This window comes from Erythrobacter sp. CCH5-A1 (assembly GCF_001557115.1).
Taxonomy (GTDB): domain Bacteria; phylum Pseudomonadota; class Alphaproteobacteria; order Sphingomonadales; family Sphingomonadaceae; genus Erythrobacter.
In genome coordinates, this window is the sequence record NZ_LSKQ01000203.1 from 22,323 (window position 1) to 36,926 (window position 14,604).

Here is a 14,604-nt window from a genome sequence, read left to right on the forward strand (position 1 = left end):
GCCTAGTTCGGCCAGTAGATGAATTCATCGCCCTTGCGGTAAGGCTCGGCCAGCGTCTTGTCGATCGAGACCGGCGTCTCGAAGGTGCTGGCATAGAGCGGCGGCTTACGGCCGCGCTCGTGTGCAGCAAGCACGGCCAAGAGCCGCTTGCGGACTGCGGGCTCCCTATCGGCGAGGTTGACCTTCTCGGTCGGATCGGCAGCGAGGTTGTAGAGCCAAACCTTGCCCTGCTTGCCATTCACTTGCAGCTTCCAATCACCCGTGCGCACGGCCTTGTAATAGCCGCTGGACCAGAACAGCGGGGCCTGCGGGTCGAGCGCGGGGCCATTGCCGGTCAGCGCGGCAAGCAGGTTGCGCCCGTCGATCATCACGTCCCCCGGTAGCGACGCGCCCGCGACCGCGGCGAAGGTCGGCATCAGATCGACCTGGCCGACGGGGAGCGCAATCCGCGATCCGGCCGCGACCTGCGCCGGCCAGCGTGCCAGCAGCGGCACGCGGATACCGCCCTCGAAGAAGCTCCCCTTGCCGCCGCGGAACGGCGCATTGAGGCCTTGCAGGCCGACATAGCCGGGCGCGCCGTTGTCGGAGGAGATCACCACCAAAGTGTTCTCGGCCAGCCCCTGTTCCTCGAGCTTCGCCATGATCCGCCCCACGCTGCGATCCAGCGCGCGGATCATCGCCGCATAGACCCTGAGGCGCTCCGGACCGCCGATATCGCCCACCGCCTCGTAATCCGCTCGCGTGGCCTGGAGCGGCGAATGCACCCCCCATTGGGCCAGATAGAGGAAGAAAGGCCGGTTGCGGTTCGCCTCGATCACCTTGAGGCTCTCGTCGGTCCAGTAATCGGCGAGATAACCGCCCGGCGCGAACTTTTCGCCGCCATTGTAGCTGGTGGCGTAATGCGCCGAGGCCCACAGGAAGCGGTCGATCGGATCGAAATCGACATGGGCGTTGACGACGTTGGGATCGTCCTCGGGCAGATGCAGCAGCCCGTCCATGTTGAGGCTCTCGTCGAACCCTTGCGCCTTGGGAAGGAACTTGGGCGCATTGCCGAGGTGCCACTTGCCGATATGCACCGTGTGATAGCCGCGCGTCTTGAGCACCTCGGCGACGGTCACTTCCTCGGGCGGCAGGCCCTGCTCCTCGAAGGGCGGGGCGCTGGCCTCGGCCTCATCGTTGGTGAGGATCGGCGGGCGGTCCGGGTGCATCTGGTTCCAGACCATCGGCACGATCCGCGGGAAGCCCGCGGGCGTCGGCGTGAACTCGAACCCGGTGCGGGTCGCATAGCGCCCGGTCATCAGCTGCGCGCGGCTGGGCGAGCAGGTGGCATTGCCCGCATAGGCCTGGGTGAAGATCGCGCCCTCGGCGGCGAGCTTGTCGATATTGGGGGTCTTGACCTTGCCGCCCGCCACCCCGCCGCCGAAGGTCGAGAGGTCGTTCATCCCCAGATCGTCGAACAGGATGAAGACGATGTTGGGCGGGCGCTCGGACGGCCTCTGCGCCGCCTGCGCTGGCCCCTGCTGCCACGGCACGGGGCGGTTGGGCGCGACCGGCTGCGAACTGCTGCGCCAGCGCACGAGCGCGAGCGCGATGTCGGTGCGGAACATCCAAGCGCCGCCCGCCGCCAGTGCCAGCCCGCCGAGCGTGCCCAGCAGCGCCTTGTGCCAGCGTTTCATCCGAGGCTCGCCCGCGTGCAGATATTGAGCTGGCCCGCCAGCCCCGCCTCGCGGTGCTTGGTGATCGCCTGGTATTCGGGCGATTGCACCATCGCCATCATCGCCTTGCGCGACGGATATTCGGCGATCGCCACCATGTCCCACAGCTCCTCGACCTCGCCGAGCAGGAGCCCCGTCACCGCCCCGCTGAAGCACACCTTGCCGCCGACCGCGGCAAGGCAGGCCTGCACGCCGGCAGCATAGCGGGCATAGGCCTCGCGCCCCGACAGTTCGGGCTCCGAGCCGTCGGCATAGGTCGCCTTGTCCTTGAACTTGAGGAGGTTGACCATGCACATCGGCGCACCGTCATCGGCGGCGAAGAAGGCCATCGCCTGTTCGGGCTTGGGGTGCTGCGCATTGGTGACGATCATGACTGGCCTCCCTTGGCGGCGACATCGAGAATGGCGGCAACGAAGCCCTGCGGGTCGTCCTCCTGAATGAAGTGCCCGCCCGTGAGGGTGCGGTGCGCCTGCCCCGCCGTGCCGGGGACACGGCCGATGAAGCGCGTCTCGCCGGTGCGGGTGATCGGGTCGCCATCGGAAAAGGCGCAGAGGAACGGCTTGTCCCATTGGTCGAGCACCTTCCACGCTTCCTTCTGGTCGGGCACGGCGGGGTTGCCCTCGAAGGGCACGAAGCTCGGGAAAATACGCGCGCCCGCCTTGTAGCGCGCATCGGGGAAGGGGGCGTCGTAGGCGGCGATCTCTTCCGGCGAGAGCGGCCGCTTGGTGCCCTTGGCGATGATCTTGCCGATCGGGAAGAGCGGGCTGTATTTCGAAAAGGCCCGCCAGATCGCGAAGGCGCGCGGCGCCGGACCGCCTTCGGGCAGGCCGCCGTTGGAGAGCGCCACCGCGCGGAACCGCTCCGGCATTGCGGCGACCAGCCTCAGCCCGATCAGCGAGCCCCAGTCCTGGCACGCGAGCGTGATGTCCCTGAGGCCCAGCCCCTCGAGCCATTGGCGCATCCACCTGACGTGAGCGGCGTAGGAGTAGTCCGACTTTTCAGCGGGCTTGTCGGACTTGCCGAAGCCGACGAGATCGGGGGCGAGGACGCGGTATCCTGCCGCGACAACGGGCCCGATCATATGGCGGTAGAGATAGCACCAGGTTGGCTCGCCGTGCATCATCAGCACGGCCGGCGCGTCGCGGGGGCCTTCGTCGATGTAGTGGATACGCAAGGATGTGCCGCTCGCCGGGTCGCGCACCTCGGCGAAGTGGGGCGCGAAAGGGAAGTCCGCGATGGCGGAGAACGCCTCATCCGGCGTGCGCAGGACCTTCACTGTCTAACTCTCCCCTCTTTTGGCATTAGGAATGTCATTAGTGGCGCTGCGCGTCAATCCTCGGAAGACGGCGGTGGGCGGCGCGTGTCGATCAGGCGGAAGCCGATGTGGTCGGTGCCCAGCCCACGCTCCTGAAACTGGCGCGCCGCGGGGCGGTAGCGGGCGCAGTAATTGGCCGCGCACAGGAACGAGCCGCCCTTGATCACGCCGACCGGCTCGGCAGCGTCTGCGCGCTCGCCCGCCGTGCTGGTCCATTCCCAGACATTGCCGATCATGTCGTGGAGGCCGAAGGCGTTGGCGGCAAAGCACCCGACGGGAGCGCGCCCCGTGAAACCATCCTCACCAAGGTCTTTGGCCGGGAACACACCCTGATAGTAATTCGCCTGCGGGTCGCCCTCGCCGTCCACCGGCTCGGGCAAAGCACGGGCGCCGGCGCGGGCGGCATATTCCCACTGCGCCTCATCGGGGAGCTGCTTGCCCGCCCACTTGGCGTAGGCCGCCGCGTCCTCGTAGGCGATCTGGACGACCGGGTGACGCTCCTGCCCGGTGATCGCCGATCCTTCGCCAGTCGGCCTGCGCCACTGCGCGCCGACCGCCCAGCGCCACCATGCGCGGTTCTCGGGCGTCGGCACGCGGAACACGGCCGAGCCGGGGCGCATCATCTCGGGCGGGGCGCCGGGAAGCGCGGGCGGGGTCCGCTCGGCCAAGGTGACATAGCCCGTCGCCGCGACGAAGGCGGCGAACTGGGCATTGGTGACCTCGTGCGCATCCATCCAGAAGCCCTCGACCTTGACCGCGCGCGGGGGGCCTTCCTCGGGGTAATTCGGGTCTTCGCCCATGGTGAAGGAGCCGCCCGGGATCCAGACCATCGCGTCGTCCGCAAGCCCCTTGCAGGTGCTCGACCCGGGAGCGTCAGGGGCCTCGGCTGCGCCACACGCGGCGAGCAGCGCGCAGGCGAAGAGGAGTGCCAGCCAGCGCGCCATCACCCTTGCGGCCAGCGCGCCAAAGCATCGTCCAACATCCGCCGCACCACCGCCGCCGCCTCCTGCGGGGCGAGGTTCTGGTCATGACGCAGCAGCCGCCAGGTGGAGAAGCTGAGGATCACGTTGAGGCCCCGCGCCCCTTCGGCATCGGCGCGCACCGCTTGCGGGAGATACGCCGCCAGCGCCTCGCTCTCCAGCCGCAGCTGGCGGCGGTATCCCTCCATCAGGAAGGCGGAGTCGAAGCGCCGGACATTGGCCGAGATGCGGTAGGGCATGATCGTCTCGAAGATCGCCGCGCGCCGGTCGGCAATGTCAAACAGGCGCTGCTGCCAGGTCGCCCCCTCGGGCGGGCGCATCAGGATCGGGAGGATCTGGCTCTCGATCGCCTCGGCCATCTCGCGGTAGAGCGCATCCATGTCGCGGAAATGGCGGAATACCGAACGCAGACCTACGCCGGCCACCTCGGCGACCTGCGCAGCGCTCGGACTGACATCGCCGCCGGCGACCAGATCGAGCATCGCCGAAACGATCTTCGCCCGGCTCGACCGGCTGCGCGCGCGGCGGCCGTCCGAAACGATGGCAGGCGGGGTGCGCGTGACGTCCGGAAGTGCCATAGCCAGTTAGATTAGAATTTGGCACTCGTGCTGTCAATTCTGCGCTCGAATGCGCGGGGAGTGCTCATTCGAGGGCGGTGCGCGGGAATAACCAATGCGCGACGAGCGGCGGCTCGAACGGCGCCCACGTGCCTTCGGGCTGGGCCAGCCGGTCGGCAATCGCCATCATCACGGCCGGATTGACCCCGAGCCCGCAATGGCTGGCATAGACCTCGATATTCTCGGTCAGCGTCGGGCCGGGCTGCTGCACCGATCCGCGCCAGTGCACGATGCCATCGGTCTTGGTGAAGATCGAGGTGGTCGGCACAGGCGGCGCCTCGCCCAGCGCGCGAAAGCGCCCGCCCTGCATCGCCTCGGGCTCCTTGCCGTTGAGCATCTCGAACAGACGCGCGGCGCTGGTGTGGTTGCGGTCGTCCGAGATCGGGCTACCGAGGCTGATTACCAGCCGCACCCGATCCGGGTGCAGCTTGGCAAGCTCGCGCGCCAGCACCCCGCCGAGGCTCCAGCCCACCAGCGAGACCTTGCGACCCGTATCGTCATTGAGGCGCTGGAGCTGGGTTTCCAGCCGCTTGATCAGCGCATTGTCGACCCGGACATTGCGCCCGCTGTTCCAGCCATGCGCGTCGTAACCCAGATCCCGCAGCAGGCGCCGCATCGGGCTGGTCGAGGTGTTGCTGGCCATGAAGCCGGGCAGCACCTGCACCGCGTGCCCGTCACCCTTGGGCAGAGCGGACAGGAACGGGCGGCTCATGTAGAAGGCGCCAAGTTCGAACATCGCGCGCCCTTCGACGAGCGTCCAGAAGCGGTGCGGCGGCTTGGCGACCGGCTGGAACTCGGCAGATTTGCGCGGGGCGGCGAGGGTTGCCGATGCGGCCATGGTGTTATCCTTTTCGGGTTCGGTCTTGCGGCCGGTCATGCAGGCTTGGCTTTTGCAGCGGCACGTGCCGGCTTGGGCCTTGACGCCGGTTTGGCCTTGGGAGCGGGCTTTGCCTTGAGCGCGGGTTTCGCCTTGGCCGCAGGTTTCGGCGCGGCGGCAGCCTTGATAGCAGCAAGCAGCTCGGAGAAACTATCCTCGATGCACTTCACGTAGAAATCGGGATCGGGGAGCAATTCGCGGTCGGCAGTGAAGGCGATGGTCGCCTCGTCGCAGTAGCTTTGCACCACGTGGCCGAGGCCGAGGCCGTCGGTGAGGCACAGGAGCCCCATCATGCTTTCGAGCCGCGCGCCGGTGAAGTGGATCGGCACCGGCGGGCCGGGTACGTTGGTCACTACGGTCGTGAACGGCGGCGCGACCCCGCGATTGGCGAGGCCGAGGCGGGTGTAGAGCTGCGCGCCCAGCGCCATGAACAGCGCAGGGCTGACCTTGCTCATCTCGGTCATGTTGCGCGCGCCGATGGCGTCGGACATGGCCTTGGAATTGGCGGTCTGCGAGAAGACGAAGGCGAGGCGCTCGGCAGGGTCCTCGATATGCGTGCCGAGCGGCGCGATCATGGCGGCGACCTGATTGCCCATGTCACCCTTCTCGCCGCTCGATCGCACCGAGATCGGGGCCATCGCGGTCAGCGTCTTCTTGGGCAGGTCGTCCTTGGCGAGGAGGTATTTGCGCATCGCCCCGCCGATGATGGCGAGGAACACGTCATTAACCTTCGCCCCTTCCGCCAGCGCGCGGATCGCCTTGATGTCGGCGAGCTTGAAGCTTCTCCCCTCAACCACGCGGTGCGGGCTGATCTTGCGGTTGAAGCGCGATTTCGGCGCGAGCATGTCGGCGCTGACAGTGAAGTCCTTGACCACCAGGCCCTTGATCGCCTTCGCCAGCCCCGGCGCGGCCTTGGCGGCGACCTCGAGCTGCTTCAGCGGATTGGTGACCGCGTTGAGGTAGCTCTTGCCGAGCAGTTCGATGGGGTTGGGGATGCGCTCGGGCTTCCAGGTGTCGGGCTGGTTCGGGGGCGGATCGCCGGGGCGCAGGGTGTGGAGCGCCTCCATCAGGTCGATCCCGCTCATCCCGTCGATCGCGGCGTGGTGGACCTTCGTGACCATCGCGAAGCTGCCGGGCGCGACCCCGGGGATGTTGTCGAGCCCCTCGACCACGGTGAACTCCCACGGCGGGCGGTCAAGATCCAAGGGCCGCGCAAAGATCCGTGCCGCCTGAATGCACAGCTGCCGCCAGTCCCCCGGACGCGGCAGCGCGACGTGGCGGACGTGATATTCGAGATCGAAGTCAGGGTCCTCGACCCAGTAGGGATAGTCGAGATCGAACGGCACCCGCACCAGCCGCTGGCGCATGGTGCGGCTCAGCTGCGCGCGCGCACCGATGAAGCCCAGAATGTCTTTGAAGCGCACGAACTGGCCGGGCGCGGTTTCGGGATTGTAGATGAGGATCGAGCCGATGTGCATCGGCGAATTGCGCGTCTCGAGCGCCACGAAGGACGCGTCCATTCCCTGCAATTGGCGCAAGGTTCTCTCCCCATTGCCACCCTTTTGTGGGTGTTTGTTGCGCGAGAGGCTAACAGACCCCGGGGCGCGGTCAACTTGCCGCCTCCGTCAACAGCTTCCGCTAGGGGCGCAACAGCGCCAGCAGGGCGAAGCTAGCGAGCCAGTGTTCGCCCATGTAGTCGCCCGCGACATGGGGGAGCGCGGCGGCGAGGTGCTCTTCCGCGAGGCGCTGCAAGGAGTCTTGCGGATCGGTCCGGCCCAACGCCCGGGCGATGTCGCGCAGGCACCAGGCGCGGCTGAGGTTCAGCCCGTCGAGATGCGCGATCTTGCCGTCGGTGCGGTCGGAGACCGTGACGGGACGGCATTCGCGCGCGAGCCAGCCGTTGGCTTCGACCAGCGCCTCGAACCACGGCGCGAAGACGAGGTGCGGGGTGACTTCGCTCATCAACAGCGCAGCGGTGAGGACGGGGGAGAGGAATTCGTCCCCGCCCGGCTCCCACCCGGCATAATCGCGGCGGTGGGCGAAGGCGCGGCTTGCCCAGTCGTCGATCAGGATAACGAGACCAGGGTCGCGGGCGAGGGCCCAGCGCCGCGCCAGCACCAGCGCGAAGGCGGTGTTGAAGTGGGTGCCGACGGTGATGGGATAGGTGAGGATGCCTAGGTAATCGCGAAACCGCGACGCGAAGGCGCGAGCGAGCGGTTCGAGCTGCGCGCCCCATTCTTGATCCCCATGCCGCGCGGCCTCGTGGTGCAGATACATCAGCCAGCCCCAGCCATAGGGCCGCTCGAACCCGCGCGCCGAGGGGCGTTCGAGATAGGCGAGCTCGGTCGCCAGCTTCTCGGGCGTGAAGGTCGTCTCTGCCAGCGCCGCGATCTGCACAGCCTCGGGCATGTCGGGAAACAGCCGTCGCAGCGTCAGCAGGGTCCACCAGCCGTGGACGCAGGAATGCCAGTCGAAGCTGCCGAAGAACACCGGGTGCGCGATCTGCGGCAGTCGCAAGTCGTCCGGCCCGGAGAAAACGTGGTCGTCCTTGTACGGGAAGGCCCGCGTCACATGGCCAAGCGCCACGCGGGCAAAGTTGCGGGCGGTACCCTCGGTCAGTTCCACAGCAGGAAGGCTCCCGCATAGATGATGAACACGTTGACCGCCCACAGCGGCACTGCTGTTCCCACCTGCTGGCGGATCACCGCGTTCTGGTCTTTGAGTTCGAGCAACGCGGCGGGCACGATGTTGAAATTGGCCGCCATCGGGGTGAGCAGCGTGCCGCAGAAGCCTGCCAGCATCCCCACCGCTCCGATCACGGCGGGGTTGCCGCCGTAGGTCTGGATCAGCAGCGGAATGCCGATCGCGGTCGCCATCACCGGGAAGGCGGCAAAGGCGTTGCCCATGATCATCGTGAAAAGCGCCATGCCCGCCGCGAAGACGACGACGGTAAGGAACACGCTGCCTTCGGGGATCACCCCGCGCGCCACGCCGCCGATGATGTCGCCCACCCCGGCAGCTGCGAAGACCGCGCCAAGGGCGGCGAGCATCTGCGGCAGGATTGCCGCCCAGCCGATGGAATCGATCAGGCGGCGGCCCTCCTCAGCGGGTGCCATCAGCGGCGGGCGGAGCCAGGCCATCGCGCCGACCAACGCAGCGAGCACGCCGATGCCGAACAGGATCAGCGTCTCGCGCCTTGCCTCGAACAGGCCGGTCTCGCCCAGCGGGGTGTAGTTATAGAGCAGCGTCCCCGCGACCGCCGTCAGCGGCACGACCAGCGCGGGGAGGAACAGGCGGTTGCCGAGCCGCGCGGCCAGCGCCCGCCTCTCCTCGGGCGAGGTGGTCGGTGGATCGCTGCGCTTGAGCCCGCCGAGCCCGGCAATCGCTACCAACGCGAGCACCAGCACGCCATTGGCGAAGTCGGACAGGTAGCTGCCGAAGAAGAAGCTCGCCGCCAGCAGCGCCCAGAAGGCGGCGTTACCCCAGCGTCCGTCCTTGGCCGAAAGCCCCGCCCAGACCGCGAAGGCCGCCCCCGCGAGGACATAGAGCCAGTCGTAGGTGATCATTGGCCCGCCCTCCCCAGCCGCCGGTCGAAGGCCAGCACCCGCCACGCATGGATGGCAAAGGCGGCAATCGCGGTCGGGATCGCCCAGACCGAGAGTTCGAGCGGCGTCAGCGGATAGCCAGCCGCCTCGAACACGCCCTGGATCAGCAGGATCGAGGCAATGGCGAAGAAGATGTCCTCGCCGAAGAACAGCCCGACATTGTCGGTCGCTGCCGCCATCGCCTTGACTTCGTCGCGGGCGGCATTGTCGAGGTCGCCATGGGTCTTGACCGCCGCCGCCTCGGCCATCGGCGCGACCAGCGGGCGCACGGCCTGCGCGTGCCCGCCTATGTCCTTCATCCCAAACGCCGAGGCCAGTTGGCGGAAAGCGAGATAGGCGACCAGCAGCCGGCCCATCGTCGCCCCGCGCATCCCCTCGATAAGGCTGCGGGCGCGCTGCTGGAGGCCGTAGCGCTCAAGCAGGCCGATCACGGGCAGGATGATCCACGTGACCGAGATGTACCGGTTGTCGTTGAAGGCTCTGCCGAGCGCCTCGATCACTGCGAGGAGATCGAGCCCCGCCAGCACGCCGGTCGCCAGCGCGGCGCTGACCACCACCAGCAGCGGATTGAAGCGCAGGGCAAAGCCCAGGACAACGATGGCGATCCCCGCCAGCGGCCAGTAGTTCATTGGCCGAAGCCCCCTCCTCCGGGTGTCAGGATCACGAAACTGTCGCCCGGCTGCATTTCGGCCGAGCCAGTCGCTCCGAGATGTTCGACCGTGCCATCGGCGCGTTCGACCCAGTTCTGTCCGGGGAGCGCATCGCCCCCGCCCGCGAGACCGCGCGGGGGCACCTTGCGGCGGTTCGCGAGCATGTTCGCGCGCATCGGCTCGAGGAAGGTCACGCGGCGCACCACCCCTTCGCCGCCGCGCTGCCGCCCGGCCCCGCCTGACCCATGCCGGATCGAAAATTCCTCCAGCCGCACCGGCAGGCGCGTCTCGAGAATTTCGGGATCAGTGAGGCGGCTGTTGGTCATGTGGGTCTGCACCGCGCTGGTGCCCGGGTGATCCGGCCCCGCGCCCGAGCCGCCGCAGACCGTCTCGTAATATTGGTGCGCTTCGTTGCCGAAGGTGAAGTTGTTCATCGTCCCCTGTGAAGGCGCTAGGCGGCCCGTGGCGGCGAACAGCGCGTCGGTCACCACTTGCGAAGTCTCGACATTCCCCGCCACCACCGCCGCGCCGGGGCGGGGGTTCAGCATCGAGCCCTCCGGCACGATCAGCGTGACGGGCCTGAGGCACCCGTCGTTCATCGGGATCGCATCGTCGATCAGCGTGCGCAGCACATAGAGCGCGGCGGCGCGGGTGATTGAACGCGGGGCGTTGAAGTTATCGGGCAGCTGGTCGCTCGTGCCGGTGAAGTCGAACACCGCCGAGCGGCTCTCGCGGTCGATCCGGATTGCCACCTGCACCACCGCGCTGTTGTCCATCGGATAGGCGAAGCCGCCGTCCTCCAGCCCGCCGATCAGCCGGCGCACGCTTTCCTCGGCATTGGCCAGGACGTGGCCCATGTAGGCAGCGAGCACATCGGAACCATGCTCGCGCGCCGCGCCCGCCAGCAGCTCCGCGCCGCGCGTGCAGGCGGCAAGCTGTGCACGCAGGTCGGAGAGATTGCGGTCGGGGTTGCGTGCGGGATATGCAGCCGCCGCTAGCGCCGCGCGCAATTCCGCCTCGCAAAAGCGCCCTTCGTCCACCAGCAGCACATTGTCGAGCAGCACGCCCTCTTCTGCGATGGTGCGGCTTTCGGGCGGCATCGATCCGGGCGCAATCCCGCCGATATCGGCATGGTGCCCACGCGCGGCGACGAAGGCGTCGGGCTCGGCACCCTCGGGGGAGTAGAAGACGGGCACGATCACCGTGATGTCTGGCAGGTGCGTCCCGCCGCGATAGGGATCGTTGAGGACATAGGCATCGCCCCGCTGGAAGCCCCTCCCGTCGCGGCCCTTGCCTCTGGCTTCGATCACTCGCGCGATGGAGTCGCCCATGCTCCCCAGATGCACCGGGATATGCGGTGCATTGGCGATCAGTGCGCCGCCCGCGTCGAACAGCGCGCAGGAGAAATCGAGCCGCTCCTTGATGTTCACCGAGGTCGCGGTCGATTGCAGCACCACGCCCATTTCCTCGGCGATCGCCATGAAGAGGTTGTTGAAGATCTCGAGCCGCACCGGATCGGCGGTTGTACCTGCCGCACGCTTGCGCTGAAGCGGAGCAGTGCGGGTGAGGATCAGGCTGCCCTCCTCCGCCAGCCGCGCTTGCCAGCCCGCCTCGACCACCGTCGTCGAGCCCGGGTCGATCACCAGCGCCGGGCCGGAGACGCGCTCGCCGACACGCATGGCTGCGCGGGTCACGGTCGGCCAGCGGCCCGAAGCCTCGCCCGGGAGGGCGACCGGCTCTGGCATCACAGCGGCGAGCCCGCCTGCCTGCCCAAGCGCCTCAACACTCAAAGCCTCGACGATGATCGCGCCTTCGGCATCGGAATAGCCGAAGCGCTCGCGGTGCAGGCGGCGGAAGGCGGCGTCCATGCCCTGCGGGTCGCCGCAGGGGATCGTGAGCAGGCTGTCGCTCCCTGCAAAGCGCAGGCGGGCGGCGGGGGCGAGGCAGATCGCCTCGGCGGGGATGCTCTGCGCGAGCAGGTCGCCCCGCGCCTGCGCTTCGAGTGCGGCGCGTTCCTCGGCGAAGCTCTCTCCCAGCGGGCGTAGCAAGCTGACCTCGCGGATGGCCTTCACCGGCGCAAGACCGATGCCATAGGCCGAGAGCATCCCCGCGAGCGGGTGGACCAGCACGGTCTCCATCCCCAGCGCATCGGCCACGCGGCAGGCATGCTGGCCACCTGCCCCGCCGAAGCAGGCGAGCGCATAGGTCGTCACGTCGTGCCCGCGCGCGACCGAAATCTTGCGGATTGCCGCAGCCATGTTGTCGACGGCGATGGCGAGGAAGCCCTCGGCAATGTCTTCGAGCGGGCGCGGCTCGGGCAGCGCGGCGGCCACCTCGCCCAGCCTTGCGCGCGCGGCTTCGGCGTCGAGCGGCTCATCGCCATCGGGGCCGAACACGGCAGGGAAGAACGCCGGGTCAATCCTTTCGAGGAACAGGTTGCAGTCGGTCACCGTCAGCGGCCCGCCCTTGCGATAACAGGCAGGACCGGGGTCCGCCCCCGCGCTCCCGGGACCGACGCGGAAGCGCGACCCATCGAAGCGGCAGATCGAGCCGCCGCCCGCCGCGACGGTGTGTATCTGCATCATCGGCGCGGCGACCCTGACGCCTGCAACCACGCTGTCGCCGGTCAGTTCCACTTCGCCCGCGTAATGCGCGACATCGGTGCTGGTCCCACCCATGTCGAACCCGATCAGCCGCGTGTGGCCGAGCGGCGTTGAGGCCGCGACCATCCCGACAACGCCGCCCGCCGGGCCGGAGAGGATTGCGTCCTTACCCCGAAACGCGCCGACCTCGGCAAGCCCGCCGTTCGATTGCATGAATCTCAGCGCACCCGTCGCCGGAAGGCTCGCGGCGAGCTGGTTGGTGTAGCGGCGCAAGACGGGGGAGAGATAGGCGTCCACCACCGTCGTATCCCCGCGCGGGATCATGCGGATCAGCGGGGCGACCTCGTGGCTGACGCTGACCTGCGCGAAGCCGATATCGCGCGCGATGGCGGCGAGCCGCGCCTCATGCGCGCGGTGCTGCCAGCCGTGCATCAGCACGATGGCGAGCGCATCGAAGCCCTCGGCGCGAAGCTGCCTGAAGTCTGCGCGGGCGGCGTCTTCGTCCAGAGGCCGAAGCACGCTGCCATCCACGGCCACGCGCTCCTCGATCTCGATGACTTTTTCGGAAAGCTGTTCGGGCAGCACGATATGGCGCGCAAAGATCTGGGGCCGCGCCTGTGTGCCGATCCTGAGCGCATCGCCAAAGCCGCGCGTGATCGCCAGCGCCAGCCGCTCGCCCTTGCGCTCCAGCAACGCATTGGTGGCGACCGTGGTGCCGATCCTGAGCTCGGCGATGGGAGCCTCACCATGCTCCGCCATCAGCCGCCGCACCGCCTCGCTGGCGGCGTCGGCATAGTGGCCGGGGTTCTCGGAGAGGAGCTTGGCGGTGACCACGCGGCCATCGGGCGTGGTGGCGACGACATCGGTGAAGGTCCCGCCGCGATCGACCGCGAAGCGCCATGCCGGAGATTGTGCCACACTCATGCGGCCCCTGTGTCGTCCAGCGCGCGCGACAAAGCAACCGCGCTGCTATGCCCCGTGCGCCGCCTTCCAGTCGCGCCGCAGCTTCTTGGCGAGGCTCCACTTGTGGACCTCGGTCGGCCCGTCATAGATGCGGAAGGCGCGGATTTCGCGGAACATCGTCTCGACGATGGTCTTGTCGGTCACGCCCGTGCCGCCCATCACCTGCACGCATTTGTCGGCGACCCGCATCAGCGCCTCGGACACGGCGACCTTTGTCATAGAGCTTTCGGCCGTGCCGAGCGATCCCGTGTCGAGCACACCCGCGCACCAGTCGATCATCAGTTCGCACTGCTTCAGGTCGATCATGTTCTCGGCGAGCATGAAGCCCACGCCCTCGTGGTCGATCAGGGGCTTGCCGAAGGCCAAGCGGCGGTTGGCGTAATCGGTCGCGATCTCCTGCGCGCGGATGCAGCCGCCGAGCCAGCGCATGCAGTGCGACAGGCGCGCCGGACTGAGGCGGATCTGGGCATATTTGAACCCCTCCCCCGCATCGCCCAGCATCTGATCGGCGGGGATGCGCAGGTTGTCGATGGTAATCTCGGCGTGGCTGCCGGGCATCGAGCTGTCGATGGTGTTGGGAACGCCGGTGATCTGAATGGCGGGATCGGGCAGGTCGACGAGGAACATGCAGGCCCCGCCCGCACTGTCGGGGTCTTCGGACTTCGCCATCACGATCCCGACCTTGGCGCCCTCTGCCCCGGTGATGAAGCACTTCCTGCCGTTCACCACCCAATGGTTGCCGTCCTTGCGGCAGGTGGTGATCATCATCGAAGGGTCGGCGCCCGCGCCGTTCAAGTCAGCGGGCTCGGTCATGAAGAAAGCCGAGCGCGCCCGGCCCGAGACCAGCGGCGTCAGGAAACGCTCCTTCAGATCGGGGCTGCCGACCTTGCCGATCAGGTACATGTTGCCCTCGTCCGGGGCCTGGGTGTTGCAGGCCAGCATCCCCAAGGGCGTCAGGCCCGACTTGATGAGGATGACGGCCGTCTCGCGCTGGTTGAAATGGCTGCCATCGGGGCGAATGTGCGGGGTGAGCACACCGGCCGCGCGCGCCAGCTCGCGCATTTCCATCACCAGTTCGTCAGTCGGCGCACCGTGGTGGTCGCGGCGCGGGTCCTGCTCGTAGGGAAAAATCCGCTCCCGCACGAATGCTTCGACCCGCGCGGCCATCTCCAGCGCTTCGGTGCTGATCGTCATGCGTGTACTCTCCCCCCTCGTAATGCTCTGTGCCGCGCTCATGCAGGTAGCGGCACACCATGCCAAGGCCGAGCGTCCGACGCGC

At 68.0% G+C, this 14,604-nt stretch carries 12 protein-coding genes; all 12 read right to left on the reverse strand.

The genetic code is table 11. The features are described from left to right. Positions 1-2 precede the first annotated feature (2 nt). Entirely contained in the window at positions 3-1,676 is a 1,674-nt protein-coding gene (locus AX708_RS12385) for a sulfatase-like hydrolase/transferase (protein WP_066531159.1), read from the reverse strand. After that, positions 1,673-2,086 (reverse strand): DUF1330 domain-containing protein, encoded by a 414-nt coding sequence (locus AX708_RS12390; RefSeq protein ID WP_066531161.1) that lies wholly within the window; start codon positions 2,084-2,086, stop codon positions 1,673-1,675. Before AX708_RS12390 ends, AX708_RS12385 begins: the two co-directional genes overlap by 4 nt. After that, positions 2,083-2,991 (reverse strand): haloalkane dehalogenase, encoded by a 909-nt coding sequence (locus AX708_RS12395; protein ID WP_066531163.1) that lies wholly within the window; start codon positions 2,989-2,991, stop codon positions 2,083-2,085. Before AX708_RS12395 ends, AX708_RS12390 begins: the two co-directional genes overlap by 4 nt. Positions 2,992-3,044: 53 nt before the next feature. Further along, positions 3,045-3,974, reverse strand: coding sequence for a formylglycine-generating enzyme family protein (locus AX708_RS12400; protein ID WP_066531168.1), 930 nt, complete (start codon positions 3,972-3,974; stop codon positions 3,045-3,047). Continuing rightward, positions 3,974-4,588, reverse strand: a complete 615-nt coding sequence (locus tag AX708_RS12405; RefSeq protein ID WP_197426174.1) for a TetR/AcrR family transcriptional regulator — start codon at positions 4,586-4,588, stop codon at positions 3,974-3,976. The genes AX708_RS12400 and AX708_RS12405 overlap by 1 nt, the downstream gene beginning before the upstream one ends. Before the next feature lie 64 nt (positions 4,589-4,652). Further along, positions 4,653-5,465, reverse strand: a complete 813-nt coding sequence (locus AX708_RS12410; RefSeq protein WP_066531332.1) for a triacylglycerol lipase — start codon at positions 5,463-5,465, stop codon at positions 4,653-4,655. Positions 5,466-5,500: 35 nt separating this feature from the next. Further along, entirely contained in the window at positions 5,501-7,024 is a 1,524-nt protein-coding gene (locus AX708_RS12415) for a wax ester/triacylglycerol synthase family O-acyltransferase (protein ID WP_082745643.1), read from the reverse strand. A 118-nt stretch (positions 7,025-7,142) separates the two neighbouring features. Continuing rightward, positions 7,143-8,129 carry a DUF2891 domain-containing protein gene (locus AX708_RS12420; RefSeq protein ID WP_066531171.1) on the reverse strand — a complete coding sequence of 329 codons (987 nt, stop codon included), beginning with the start codon at positions 8,127-8,129 and terminating at the stop codon, positions 7,143-7,145. Continuing rightward, complete coding sequence (locus AX708_RS12425) at positions 8,120-9,070, reverse strand: DUF979 domain-containing protein (protein ID WP_066531172.1); 951 nt, start codon at positions 9,068-9,070, stop codon at positions 8,120-8,122. The genes AX708_RS12420 and AX708_RS12425 overlap by 10 nt, the downstream gene beginning before the upstream one ends. After that, on the reverse strand, positions 9,067-9,738 hold the full coding sequence (locus AX708_RS12430; protein WP_066531174.1) for a DUF969 domain-containing protein: 672 nt from the start codon (positions 9,736-9,738) through the stop codon (positions 9,067-9,069). The genes AX708_RS12425 and AX708_RS12430 overlap by 4 nt, the downstream gene beginning before the upstream one ends. Then, complete coding sequence (locus tag AX708_RS12435) at positions 9,735-13,286, reverse strand: hydantoinase B/oxoprolinase family protein (protein WP_066531176.1); 3,552 nt, start codon at positions 13,284-13,286, stop codon at positions 9,735-9,737. The genes AX708_RS12430 and AX708_RS12435 overlap by 4 nt, the downstream gene beginning before the upstream one ends. Before the next feature lie 45 nt (positions 13,287-13,331). After that, complete coding sequence (locus AX708_RS12440; protein WP_066531177.1) at positions 13,332-14,519, reverse strand: acyl-CoA dehydrogenase family protein; 1,188 nt, start codon at positions 14,517-14,519, stop codon at positions 13,332-13,334. Positions 14,520-14,604: the final 85 nt, after the last annotated feature.